The organism is Polynucleobacter sp. P1-05-14 (assembly GCF_018881675.1).
Taxonomy (GTDB): Bacteria; Pseudomonadota; Gammaproteobacteria; order Burkholderiales; family Burkholderiaceae; genus Polynucleobacter.
Map to the genome: position 1 here is coordinate 1 of NZ_JACVPV010000016.1, position 653 is coordinate 653.

Sequence of the window (653 nt, forward strand, 5' to 3'; positions counted from 1 at the left end):
TCTAGCAATCGATCTAGTGGTCTGTTTGATAAGAATGCGTTTATCTACCACCCCGATAAAAATGAATACGAGTGCCCTGCAGGGCAAGCATTAATAGAGCGATTTAAAACCGTGGAGCATGGTAAGAATCTGATTGCATACTGGAGCTCGAGCTGCAAAACCTGTGCCTTAAAGCCTCAGTGCACTACCGGAACAAACAGAAGAGTCAAGCGCTGGGAACATGAAGTAATGCTAGATCAAATGCAGGGCAACCTAGAAGCCATGCCTGATGCGATGAAGATTAGGCGTTGCACGATTGAGCATACTTTTGGCACACTCAAGAGCTGGATGGGGGCAACGCACTTCTTAACCAAAACCAAGGAGAACGTCAGTACAGAAATGAGTCTACATATCCTGGCTTACAACCTTAAACGAGTGATGAACATCATGGGTAGCAGCAATCTAATGAAGGCGATGGCGACGTAAGGCGAGAGCCTTACTCAATCTGTAATAAGCAGGCCTGATTAACACCTCTATGAGGTGTTAATAAAAGACCAATATTTACCGAAACAGGATGCTTGAGCCCCTCAGGGCGCTTTATTGAGAAACCAAAACCCGTGTGCACGCTCTAAATCGAAATTAATGGAAGTGTTTTGAGTTTTTACACAGCCTCG

1 protein-coding gene is annotated in these 653 nt (G+C 45.0%); it reads left to right on the top strand.

Features of this window, described 5'->3' with window-relative positions:
* The coding region (locus tag ICN37_RS07530) for a transposase (RefSeq protein WP_216156257.1) at window positions 1-465 on the top strand (465 nt) is incomplete at its 5' end.
* Between the last annotated feature and the right edge of the window lie 188 nt (window positions 466-653).